General features: G+C 73.0%; 8 protein-coding genes and 1 pseudogene. 3 read left to right on the forward strand and 6 right to left on the reverse strand.

The features are described from left to right. The first annotated feature begins 312 nt into the window (after nt 1-312). Complete coding sequence (locus ABZ621_RS37355; RefSeq protein WP_360611595.1) at nt 313-567, forward strand: hypothetical protein; 255 nt, start codon at nt 313-315, stop codon at nt 565-567. On the opposite strand, the gene ABZ621_RS37360 is transcribed toward ABZ621_RS37355, so the two are convergent. The 3 genes from ABZ621_RS37360 to ABZ621_RS37370 form a co-directional block, all read right to left on the reverse strand. Continuing rightward, nucleotides 515-1279, reverse strand: coding sequence for an SDR family NAD(P)-dependent oxidoreductase (locus ABZ621_RS37360; protein ID WP_360611597.1), 765 nt, complete (start codon nt 1277-1279; stop codon nt 515-517). The genes ABZ621_RS37355 and ABZ621_RS37360 overlap by 53 nt on opposite strands. 56 nt (nt 1280-1335) lie before the next feature. Further along, nucleotides 1336-2130, reverse strand: coding sequence for a DNA-formamidopyrimidine glycosylase family protein (locus ABZ621_RS37365; protein ID WP_360611598.1), 795 nt, complete (start codon nt 2128-2130; stop codon nt 1336-1338). Between the two features lie 116 nt (nt 2131-2246). Further along, nucleotides 2247-6893, reverse strand: a complete 4647-nt coding sequence (locus tag ABZ621_RS37370) for an ATP-dependent helicase (RefSeq protein ID WP_360611600.1) — start codon at nt 6891-6893, stop codon at nt 2247-2249. 136 nt (nt 6894-7029) lie between these two features. Between ABZ621_RS37370 and ABZ621_RS37375 the strand changes: the two are divergent. Further along, nucleotides 7030-7467 (forward strand): annotated as a pseudogene (locus ABZ621_RS37375) (AraC family ligand binding domain-containing protein); the annotation flags it as partial. A 38-nt stretch (nt 7468-7505) separates the two neighbouring features. Here the strand turns inward: ABZ621_RS37375 and ABZ621_RS37380 are convergent. From ABZ621_RS37380 to ABZ621_RS37390, 3 genes are read right to left on the reverse strand one after another with little or no spacing between them, the layout of a single operon-like run. Next, nucleotides 7506-8651 (reverse strand): TniQ family protein, encoded by a 1146-nt coding sequence (locus tag ABZ621_RS37380; protein ID WP_360611602.1) that lies wholly within the window; start codon nt 8649-8651, stop codon nt 7506-7508. 23 nt (nt 8652-8674) lie between these two features. After that, a complete protein-coding gene (locus ABZ621_RS37385) occupies nt 8675-9886 on the reverse strand; it encodes a TniQ family protein (protein ID WP_360611604.1) in 1212 nt (403 codons plus the stop codon). A gap of 7 nt (nt 9887-9893) precedes the next feature. Beyond that, complete coding sequence (locus ABZ621_RS37390) at nt 9894-10148, reverse strand: helix-turn-helix transcriptional regulator (protein WP_360611606.1); 255 nt, start codon at nt 10146-10148, stop codon at nt 9894-9896. 199 nt (nt 10149-10347) lie between these two features. On the opposite strand from ABZ621_RS37390, the gene ABZ621_RS37395 reads away from it, so the two are divergent. Continuing rightward, a complete protein-coding gene (locus ABZ621_RS37395; RefSeq protein ID WP_360611608.1) occupies nt 10348-11121 on the forward strand; it encodes a TniQ family protein in 774 nt (257 codons plus the stop codon). The last annotated feature ends 71 nt before the right edge of the window (nt 11122-11192 follow it).

Below are 11192 nucleotides of genomic sequence, written 5' to 3' on the forward strand. Positions count from 1 at the left end.
GAACGATTCCGGAATCCCGGAGGTCGATCGGTGTTCTGCGGCAGGTCAGCGGGTAGTCCGGGACAGCACTCCTGGATGTTCCAGGCCGAGAGCGCGTAGGCGGCCGGCATGGCGATACGTGACGTGGGCGCTGCCGCGTGGGGTGTGCGGTGCGCCGCGCGCGGGAGCGTGCGGTGTGCGGCGGTGGGCGTGAGGTGCGCCGAACGCGGGGGCGTCCGCCGGATCGCGCGCGGGGTATGCGCCGGGGCTGACACCGGTGCGCCCTCCCGCAGGGTGATCCTGCCGGTCTAGCGTCGAGCGCAGGAGGCGGCCATGGTACGGCGACGGGTTCCGCTGGTGACGCTCACGCTGATCGCGGTCGGGCTGGTGGTCGGGGGGCTCTGGTGGTGGGCGGTGCTGCGCCTGCTGCTGGTTCCGGGGGACTCCGGACCGGTCGAGGGGGCGGTGGCCGCGGGAGGCTGGGGGCTGAGCCTGCTGCCGGTGCACGTGGCCGCCTCCTCACGGCCCACGCGCCTCACCAGGGCATGGCGACGCCGCCGTTCGGGCGCAGGATCTGTCCCGTCGTGAACGAGGAGGCGTCGCAGGCGAGATGGAGGACCGCGTGCGCGATGTCCTCGGGCTCGCCGATCCGCCGCAGGGGCGCGTGACGGACCATCACGGCCTCGGCCTGCTCCTGGGCAGCGGGATCATGACGGTCCGTCATGGGGGTGCGGATCCATCCCGGCGCGACCGCGTTGACCCTGATGCCGTGCGGGCCGGCCTCGACCGCGAGCGTCTTGGTCAGCTGGACGACGGCCGCCTTGGCGACGCTGTAGCAGAGCAGGCCGGGGCTCGCGGTGTCCATCGCGCCCGAGGCCATCGTGACGATCGAGCCCCCGGTGCCGGAGGCGATCATCGAGCGGGCCGCCTCCTGGCAGGCGTGGAGCACGCCCTTGAAGTTCACGGCGAGGACGCGGTCGAGATCCTCCTCGCGGGTCTCCAGGACCGTGCTCGTGTGCATGATCCCGGCGACCGCCGCCATCACGTGCAGTGGTCCCGCCGCGTCGACGGCGGCGGCGAGCGCGGGCCGGTCGGTGACGTCGAGGGGGTGGGTGTGCGCGGTGCCGCCCTCGCGCGCGATCAGGGCGGCCGTCTCCTTCAGGCCCGGCTCGTCGCGGTCCGCGAGGTGGAGGGTGGCGCCCGCGCGGGCGAGGAGGACGGCGCTGGCGCGGCCGATGCCGCTCGCGGCGCCCGTCACGAACGCGGTGCGGCCGGTGAGGTCGTACGCCGAGAGGTTCATGGCGGGACCGTACGACTGGATCTGACGGATCGTCAATTGTGTGGCGGGGTACGGTCTCAGGGAGTTCCTTCCGGGCCGTGCTGGCAGCCCGGGCACCAGTACGTGACGCGGTCGCCCAGCTCCGCCTTGCGGACGGGGGCGCCACAGCGGAGGCAGGGACGGCCCTCGCGGCCGTAGACGTGCAGCGGGGTGCCGGGGCGGCGGGTGGTCGTGGTGCGCCGGTCGGGACGGCCCTTGTTCGCCTCCAGGAGGCGGTGGGCGGTCGCCACCAGGCGGGGCGGGACGCCGGGGTCGAGCTCGCCGACCGGGAGCCACGGGGTGACGGCGGCCAGGAAGGCCAGCTCCGACTTGTAGACGTTCCCGATGCCGGCGAGATTGCGCTGGTCGAGCAGGGCCTCGCCGAGGGGACGGGAAGGGTCGGCGAGGAGGCGGCGCACCGCCTCTTCCGGATCCCAGTCCGGGCCGAGCAGGTCGGGGCCGAGATGCCCGACCACCCGGGCCTCCTCGGCGGTACGGACCAGCTCCAGGACCGGGAGGCGGTAGCCGTACGCGGTGTGCTCCTCGTTCCCGAGCACGGCGCGGATCTGGTGTTCGGGGCCGCCGCGCGGGCGCTCCCCGGTCGGGTACACCTTCCACGCGCCGTCCATCCGCAGGTGCGAGTGGAGGGTGAGCCCACCGTCGATCCGGGTCAGGAGGTGCTTGCCGCGCGGGGTGACGTCCAGGACCGCGCGGCCGGTGAGGTCGGCGGTCGCGAAGCGGGGCACCCGCAGGTCGGCGCGGGTCAGCACCCGCCCGGCGAGCGCGGTGTGCAGCCGGTGGGCGGCCTGCCAGACGGTGTCTCCTTCGGGCAAGGGGGTCGGTCCTCCGGGGGTGTCGTCGTCGGGGAGGGCTTCGGGAGGGGTTCGGGAGGGGTTGGGGAGGGGTTCGGGGCGTCGGGCCTTCGGGGCTTGGGGTACCCGGGGCTTCGTCAGGGTCTGAGGCGGAGGCCTCGGGGAGTGGCCAGGAAGCCGGCCGCCTCCAGGGGACGGGCCAGGGGGGAAGTCAGGGCCGTCGCGCCGTTGATCCGCTCGACCGTGACCGTGCCCAGGGCGCCCGCGCGGGCCGCTTCGGCCAGGGCGCCGGCCGCCGCAGCCAGGGCCGGGGCGTCCGGCTCCGTCGGCCAGGACAGCACCGTCTTGCCGCCGCGCTCCACGTACAGGGTCAGTTCGCCGTCGACCAGGACCACCAGGGCTCCCGCCTTCCGGCCGGGCTTGTGGCCCGCGCCCGTCGGCGGCTCCGGCCACGGCAGGGCCGCCCCGTACGCGTTCGCCGGGTCGGCGGCGGCCAGCACCACCGCCCGCGGGCCCGCGGCCGCCTCGGCGCCCCGGTCCCGGGCGGTCGCCGCCGCCCGCAGCCGGTCCACCGCCCCGTCCATCGCGAACTGGGCCGCGCCCAGACCCTCCACGACGTAGCCGCGCCGGGCCTGGCCGCTGTCCTCGAAGGCGGAAAGGATTCGGTAGACCGCGGAGAAGCCGCCCTCGACGCCCTCGGCGGCGACGGCGCCGCGGGTCACCACCCCGTGCCGGTCCAGGAGGGTGCGGGCCAGCGCGTGCGCCCGGTGTGTCGGCTCGGGCTCGGCGGGCGGCAGCAGCGCCCAGCGGCCGGAGACCGTCGGCGGGCCCGAGCGGGAGGCCGGACGGGTGGCGCCCAGAGTGCCGTACCGCCCGCGCGGCACCGTGCGCCGGGCCCGGTGGGCGGTCGAACCGGCGGTGCGGCCCGATCCGAGGAGGGAGCGCAGCGGCGCCAGGGTGTCGTTGGTGAGCCGGCCCGACCAGGCCAGGTCCCACAGGGCGTCGGCGAGCTGGGGGTCGGTGGCGTCCGGGTGGGTGGTGATCCGGACCTGGTCGGCGATCTGGCGGAAGAAGAGGCCGTAACCGCCGGTCAGGGCGGTGAGGATCGAGTCGTGGAGCGCGGTGGGCTCCAGCGGATGCGGCGGGGGCAGCAGCAGAGGGGCGGCGTCCGCGAGGTAGAGCGAGACCCAGCCGTCCTTGCCGGGCAGGGAGCCCGCCCCGGCCCAGATCACCTCGCCGGTGGTGGTCAGCTCGTCGAGCATCGCCGGCGAGTAGTCCCTGACCCGGGACGGCAGGACCAGCTTCTCCAGGGCCGACGCCGGCACGGGCGCGCCCTGGAGCTGCTCGATCGCCCGGGCCAGGCCGTCGATCCCGCGCAGACCGCCGCCGCCCAGGTGCTGCCACTGGGGCAGGAAGGTCGCCAGGGCCGCCGGGGGCACCGGCTCCAGCTCGTGCCGCAGCGCCGCCAGGGAGCGACGGCGCAGCCGGCGCAGGACGGTGGCGTCGCACCACTCCTGGCCGATGCCCGAGGGGTGGAACTCGCCCTGGACGACCCGTCCGGACGCGGCGAGCCGCTGGAGGGCGCCGTCGGTGACGGCGGTGCCGAGGCCGAAGCGGGCGGCGGCCTGGGAGGAGGTGAAGGGGCCGTGGGTGCGCGCGTACCGGGCGAGGAGGTCGCCGAGCGGGTCCTTGACCGGCTCGGTGAAGGCCTCGGGGACGCCGACCGGCAGCGCGGTGCCGAGGGCGTCCCGCAGCCGGCCCGCGTCCTCGATCGCCGCCCAGTGCTCGGTGCCCGCGATCCGCACCGCGATCGCGCGCCGGGAGCGGGCCAGCTCCCGCGCCCAGCCCTCCTCGGCGCCGCGCGCGGCAAGCTCGGCGTCGGTCAGCGGGCCGAGGACCCGCAGCAGGTCCGCCACGCCCTCGACGTCCTTGATCCGCCGGTCCTCGGTGAGCCACTGGAGCTCCCGCTCCAGCTCGGTGAGCACCTCAGGGTCGAGCAGCTCGCGCAGCTCGGCCTGGCCGAGGAGCTCTGCGAGGAGCCGGGAGTCCAGGGAGAGCGCGGCCGCCCGGCGCTCGGCGAGCGGGGAGTCGCCCTCGTACAGGAACTGCGCCACGTAGCCGAAGAGCAGTGAGCGGGCGAAGGGGGACGGCTCGGGGGTGGTGACCTCGACGAGGCGGACCCGGCGGGCCTCGATGTCGCCCATCAGCTCGGTGAGGCCGGGGACGTCGAAGACGTCCTGGAGGCATTCGCGGACGGCCTCCAGGACGATCGGGAAGGAGCCGAACTCACTCGCCACCTGGAGCAGTTGGGCGGCCCGCTGGCGCTGCTGCCAGAGCGGGGTGCGCTTTCCCGGATTCCGCTTCGGCAGCAGCAGGGCGCGGGCGGCGCACTCCCGGAAGCGGGAGGCGAAAAGTGCGGAGCCGCCCACCTGGTCGGTGACGATCTGCGCCACCTCGCCCTTGTCGAAGACGGTGTCCGCCGCGCCCACCGGCGCCTGGTCCGCGTCGTACACCGTGTCCAGGTGGCGGCCGGGGTCGACCGGCTCGTGGTCCAGCAGGTCGAGCCCCATGTCGAGGCCCATCAGATCAGCGTCGGGCAGGCGCAGCACGATGCCGTCGTCCGCGTGCATCACCTGCGCGTCCATGCCGTACCGCTCGGCGAGCCGGGCGCCGAGCGCCAGCGCCCACGGCGCGTGGACCTGCGCCCCGAAGGGGGAGTGGACGACGACCCGCCAGTCGCCCAGCTCGTCGCGGAAGCGCTCCACCAGGATCGTGCGGTCGTCCGGGACGTGGCCGCACGCCTCGCGCTGCTCCCTCAGATACGCCAGGACGTTCTCCGCCGCCCAGGAGTCCAGGCCCGCCGCGATCAGCCGCAGCCGGGCGTCCTCCTCGCCGAGCGCGCCCAGCTCGCGCAGGAACGCGCCGACCGCGCGCCCCAGTTCGAGCGGGCGGCCCAGCTGGTCGCCCTTCCAGAACGGCAGCCGGCCCGGCACGCCCGGCGCGGGCGAGACCAGGACCCGGTCGCGGGTGATGTCCTCGATCCGCCAGGAGGTGGTGCCCAGCGTGAAGACGTCGCCGACCCGCGACTCGTACACCATCTCCTCGTCGAGCTCGCCGACGCGGCCGCCGCCCTTCTTCGGGTCCGACCCGGCGAGGAACACCCCGAACAGGCCCCGGTCCGGGATGGTGCCGCCGGAGGTGACCGCGAGCCGCTGGGCCCCCGGGCGGCCGGTGACCGTCCCCGCCACCCGGTCCCACACCACGCGCGGGCGGAGCTCGGCGAAGGCGTCCGAGGGATAGCGGCCGGCGAGCATGTCCAGGACGCCGGTGAAGGCCGATTCCGGGAGCGAGGCGAAGGGGGCGGCCCGGCGGACCACCGTCAGCAGGTCGTCCACCTGCCAGGTGTCGAGGGCGACCATCGCGACCAGCTGCTGGGCGAGCACGTCCAGAGGGTTGGCCGGGATCCGCAGCGACTCGATGGAGCCCGAGCGCATCCGCTCGGTGACCACGGCCGCCTGCACCAGGTCGCCGCGGTACTTGGGGAACACCACGCCCGTGGAGACCGCGCCGACCTGGTGGCCCGCGCGGCCCACGCGCTGGAGGCCGGAGGCCACCGAGGGCGGCGACTCGACCTGGACGACGAGGTCGACCGCGCCCATGTCGATGCCGAGCTCCAGGCTGGAGGTGGCGACCACGGCGGGCAGCCGGCCCGCCTTCAGGTCCTCCTCGACCTGGGCACGCTGTTCCTTGGAGACCGAGCCGTGGTGGGCGCGGGCGAGCAGCGGCGGCGCGCCCTGCGCGGCGCCCGACTGGGCCATGATCTCGGCGGGCGGGGCGCCCTCGGGGGCGGGCCGGCCGGTCGCCCGCTCGTAGGCGATCTCGTTGAGGCGGTTGCAGAGGCGCTCGGCGAGGCGCCGGGAGTTGGCGAAGACGATCGTGGAGCGGTGGGCCTGGACGAGGTCGGCGATCCGCTCCTCGACGTGCGGCCAGATCGACGGCTTGTCGCCGCCGTCCTTGCCCTCGGAGGCGGGGGAGCCGCCCAGCTCGCCCATGTCCTCCACGGGCACGACGACGGAGAGGTCGAACTCCTTGCCCGACGGGGGCTGCACGATCTCCACCTGGCGGCCGGGGGAGAGGAAGCGGGCGACCTCGTCGACCGGGCGGACCGTGGCCGAGAGGCCGATCCGGCGGGCGGGGCGGGGCAGCAGCTCGTCGAGCCGCTCCAGGGTGAGGGCCAGATGCGCGCCGCGCTTGGTGCCGGCGACCGCGTGGACCTCGTCCAGGATGACCGTCTCCACCCCGGACAGCGCTTCCCGGGTGGCCGAGGTCAGCATGAGGAAGAGGGACTCGGGGGTGGTGATCAGGATGTCCGGCGGCCTGGTGGCGAGCGCGCGGCGCTCGGCGGCCGGGGTGTCGCCGGACCGGATGCCGACCCGCACGTCCGGCTCGGGCAGCCCGAGGCGCACGGCCTCCTGGCGGATGCCCGTCAGGGGCGAGCGGAGATTGCGCTCCACGTCGACGGCGAGCGCCTTCAGCGGGGACACGTACAGCACCCGGCAGCGTTTCTTCGGCTCGGCCGGGGCCGGCACGGACGCCAGCCGGTCCAGGGAGGCGAGGAAGGCGGCGAGCGTCTTGCCCGAGCCGGTCGGGGCCACGACGAGCACGTCCGAGCCCGCGCCGATGGCCCGCCAGGCGCCCTCCTGGGCGGCCGTGGGCGCGGTGAACGCCCCGGTGAACCACCCGCGGGTGGCCGGGGAGAAGTCTTCGAGCGCGGACGTGACCATGCCCCCCATCGTGCACCCGACCACCGACAACCGCCGTGACCTGTGGAAAACCCGGCCCGGCCCGCGCACGCCCTCACCCTGGCGGGTGGCGCGGCCCCGGTCGTCGCCCCGGCCGGCGCGAGCGCAGAATGGAGGCATGGCGAGGGGCGAGCGGGCACGGTACTGGCAGTACGCCGAGCTGCCGGGGGTCGATCTGCTGCACGCCCACTACATCCAGAAGACCTTCTCCCGCCACACGCACGAGACCTTCGTCTACGCCGCGATCACCGAGGGCGTCGAGTCCTTCCACTCCGGGAACGAGCTCGTCCACGCGGGTCCCGGGCAGATCGCCCTGGTGAACCCGGACACCCCGCACACCGGGTACGCGGGCGTTCCCGAGGGCTGGACCTACCGCACGATCTACCCGGACGCGGAGCTCATCCGCTCCATCGCCGCCGACGCCCTCGACGTCCGCGCCCCGGTCGGCTTCACCCGGCCCGTCGTCGACGACCCCTACGCCGCCCAGCTCGTGATCGGCGTGCACCGGGCCGCCGAGGAGGGCAACGCGCTCGCCGCCGACAGCCTGCTGCGCCTGGTCACTGTCGGGCCTCGCTCAGTGCTTCAGTGTCTCGGTCAAAACTTCAGCGGATTGTTCAGCATCTCGCCTATTGCTTCAGCGGCTCTCGAGTGGGGCGTCAGCCGGTCTCGGTGGTGGAAGCCGTACGCGGGCGTGTCTTGCACGACTCGGCGGTCGACCAGGCGTTCGAGGAGAGTGGGAAGGGTGTAGCGCCGCATGCGCCACGGCATGGACAGGGGCTCGTACGCCATCCACTTCGGCGTTCGTGTGACGAGTTCCGTGTAAGCGAGGTCGGCGAACAGCGTCGTGGCTTCGCAGCGGTTCTTTCCTCTCCAGAATCGGTCCGCCAGGCTGATCGCGCCGGCCATCAGCAGAGGGCGGGCAGCGTCCCCGGACCCGGGGCCGTAGAACTTGGTGAGCTCGTCGGCTGTGCCGAACGGATCGGCTGCCGACGCGGCGATGGCTGGGTCCGCGTCGGTGAACATCTCCGGCGTGCGGAGCCGTAGGGCCAGGTAGACCGTTACGGGGAACACAAACAGGGGCTGGGCCGAAGGCCCGTTGGACGGTCGAGGAGCGTCACCCAGGCCGTGGTCGATCCAAGCCTGGAGTTCGAGGAGCCGCCTGTCAGTGACCGGGATGACGGGGAAATCGGAGAGGGGGTTTCCGCAGCGCCGCGCGACGTTCTTGGGGTCGATCGGAGTGGGGCAGACCAGGCGTCTGGTGGGGAGGCCGATGCCGGAGTCCTGGGGGCTTTTGCAGCGCGGGCAGCGGAAAGCGAGGAAGACCTTGTGGGTGGTGCAGGCGTACGACCAGGCCATCTTCCATCGCAGCATCCAGCGACCGCCGTTGTCCCCGATGCAGAGCGGGCACCAGCGTGAGTGGTTGTGCAGGACGAACTCTCGGCGCATGAACTCGCGGAGGTCGTCGCTCCACCACTCCTCAAGGGAGGGTGCGGGAAAGCCGCTGTCAAAATAGCGCTCGATCAGCAGTGAGGCGAGGACATGCTCGGCGACGCCTGTGGCGATGCTGATCTGGGCGAGGTCGGCGCTGGAGGTAGGCCTCCAGGCGGCGGCGTAGGGCACTTTCCGTAGCCGCCAGTACTTCACGAGAAGGGTGCTGCGCCAGCACAGGTTGTCACGGGCAACGGCGTCCATCCAGCTGCCGAACGACTCTCCGGGGACGGGCAGGGGGACCAGGGCCATGCGCCGAGGCGGCCCGATGCCCATCAGCGCCCGCCCGGGGCCCAGCCGCCGGTCGAGAGGTCTGAGTAGTGGCGGTCTCGCTGGCTGCGGGGCGGCACGAAGCCGGGCCCGGAGTAGTCGAGTATGTCCATGACGGACTTGATCCTCTCGGTGGTGTCGCGGGTGGCCAGGGCAAGGGGACCTGAGTTCCAGGCTTGGCGCAGAACGTAGATCGCAGGCGAGTGTGGGTTGCGGGACAGGTCTGCCAGGGCGTCGGCCGCCGTGAGGGGGTTGACGGCGAAGACGATGCGGGCGGCGGTGCGGATCACTGCGGCCATGACCAGAACAGGCGGGGAGCGCCGGTCCACCGCCTTAAGCCTGCGGCCGGACCGGCGGCTGGCCGCCGTGAGATCGCGATCGGCCCGGTGGTCGTGGGTGTGGCAGAACGCGGCGAACGCCTCGCGCACGACGAGGTCGGCGCCGACGAGATGCTCCGTTATGGCGGTGTAGAGGGCCAGGCACGCCATCGCCCACAGGTCCTGGAAGACGCCGAAAGCATCGCCACACTGCGCGGCGGGGCTGTGAAGAGCGTCCCAGAGCCGTTGCTGTAGTTTGAAGAGCTCGGCATCGACCACAGGGACGCGGGGCAGCCCGTGCAGCGGGGCACCGCATCGGCGCCGACGCGTCCCGTCCGCCGGCGGCCTGTTGCGGCAGCGTCCGCGGACCGGGTCGGTGCCATGGACGGTGAATCGTCGACCGCAATCGGGACAGGCGTCAATCAGGTAGCAGCGGTGGGCGGGGCAGGCGAAGACCCAGGGCAGTTGCCACTCCAGCAGCCATCGCCCGCCGGATTCATCCACGCATGCCGGGCACAACCGCAGCACGTCCGGGTCGGCCCACCGGCCCAGCACCGAGGCCCGTGTCGTCTCCGCCGCCCATTCCGGGCCGATCGGGTGGAGCGCCGTGCCGCGGAAGCGGTGCCAGGTCATATCCGCCACCTGTCGCTCGGAGAGAGCAGCCGCGGCCCGCATCCTGTGGACCATCGTCGGATGGGGGTGGTACGGGGCTGGCCCGGTCCGTAGCGCGTTGACCGGTTCGCCGTCGGCGAGGACACCGGTGATCTGGGCGGTCCGGCCGCGGGTGAGGCCGCCGTACTCGGAGGCCATGGCGTTCAGCCAGCTCAGCAGGGCCTCCCCGGGCAGTGGTGGGGAAGCCAGCGCGAGACGGCGGGGCAGTCCCAGGTTCTGATGGAGCATGGGCCGGCTACGCGCTGACGGAGTGGCCGCAGTTGTCGGGCAGCAGCTCGTGCACGGAGACGCCGAGTCCGTCGGCGATGGCGTACAGGCGGTCCACCGAGACGCTGTGCCGGGCGCTTTCCACCTCCGCGTAGAAGGAGCGGTCCAGACCGGCCGCCTTGGCGGCGGCCGTCTGTGTCAGCCCTGCCCGCTCGCGCACTTCACGAACGCGGCGACCGAAGGCTATGCGGCGCTCGGCGGCAAGGTCACTGGTAGTCGGCACAGGAAAACGGTAGTGCATCCGCATGTAGGGTATATCCTACATTCTGGCCTGTGGAGGTCGTTGAGCTGCGCTTTCGTGGGGGTGGGGTTTGTTCGGGGATGAGTCCCTGCCATTGCTGGCACCTGCTCCGGCCGACCAGCCGGGCTTGCAGATCGCAGGTGGTGGGCTGCGGGCTCTGTCCGGCGTGGGGCCGCGGAGGATGGCCCTGGTGGTCATGCCGGAGGCGGGCGAGGCGCTCGCCTCCTGGGTGGACCGGCTGGCCGCTGACCACATGGTTCCGCCCGGTGCGATCGGCCGGCTGCTGGGCCTGCAAGCCCGCACCTCCAGGAAGGTCGGGTTCCACCCGGTTTTCTACGGCCTCGTTCCCACACCGACGACGCTGGCCCACATCGTGCAGGCGACCGGCATCAATCCCGACCGGATCAAGGCCATGCATTTGTCCCGGTACTCAGGGACGGCCCTGGACCTGGGCGGTATCGACACCGCAGACGAGCGGACGGTGAACGTCATCGCGCGACACGGATGGGTCGTGCTCTCTGGCTCCCGTGCTTGCCCACCGTGCCTGGCGGAGAGCGGCGGGGTGTGGCAACTGGCCTGGCGACTCGGCGCGGTTGCTGTTTGCCCGGTGCACCGGGTGCGACTGGTGGAAGTGTGTCCACAGTGCGGCATTCGGCTGCGACAGAGAGAGCGGGGCCGGATATGCGGCCTGTCCACGCGTTACCGGACCGACCCCGTTCTGTGCGGCAATTCCCATGCGGGCACGCGGTGCCCGCAGGACATCCGCGATCTTCCGGTGGAACCTGTCGCGCCGGCGCTTGCCGCCTGGCAGAGCCGCATCCTTCACGTCGCGGAAGGAGGCGCCGCCCATATCGGCGGCGAGGCGGTCGGCGGATGGGAATGGTTCACCGCCTTGTCCTCCCTGGCCGCAGTGATTCGCTTCGCCGCGCCAGGGACTGTAAATCGTTCGGTGTAACTCCCGATCATGGAGGATGCATCGATGACCAGTGAGAACGTGCCCGAGGGCGAGTCCGTCGAGGCGGCTGA

The sequence above is a fragment of the Streptomyces sp. NPDC007863 genome, from assembly GCF_040633895.1.
GTDB lineage: Bacteria > Actinomycetota > Actinomycetes > Streptomycetales > Streptomycetaceae > Streptomyces.